Consider the following 444-nt stretch of genomic DNA (forward strand, 5'->3'; position numbering starts at 1 on the left):
CATGGATTTAACTGTCGACATCACTGAGCTCAACCCGGACCAGATCCGCGAATTGGCCATCCGGCTGCAGGCCGAGGGCCGGTTCCGGCAAACGGTGATTGATAAGTTGACTCACGAACTGGCCCTCCTGAAACGGCAGAAGTTTGCCGCCACCAGCGAAGCCTATACCGGCGAACAGCAGCGTGAGCTGTTTGAAACGCTCGACATTGACTTAGCCGCCGTCACTGCCGAAATTGAGCAGCTGGTACAACATCCCATATCAGCAGAACCGGGCAGGCAGCAACCCAGACGCGTCCGGCTGCCGGCAGAACTGCCGCGGACTGATGTTCATCACGAACCGGATTCAACGCTGTGCCGGTGTGGTTGCCAAATGAAGCGGATCGGTGAGGACGTCTGCGAGAAACTCGATTACCAGCCCGGCGTATTCACAGTCGAGCGCCATGT

1 protein-coding gene is annotated in these 444 nt (G+C 57.9%); it reads left to right on the forward strand.

Annotation, left to right across the window (positions count from 1 at the left end; translation table 11 throughout):
* Position 1: 1 nt before the first annotated feature.
* On the forward strand, positions 2 to 444 hold a 443-nt coding region (locus KDM89_RS19825), incomplete at its 3' end, for an IS66 family transposase (RefSeq protein ID WP_212689607.1).

Source organism: Cognatundibacterium luofuense (genome assembly GCF_018139685.1).
Lineage (GTDB): Bacteria > Pseudomonadota > Gammaproteobacteria > Burkholderiales > Burkholderiaceae_D > Undibacterium > Undibacterium luofuense.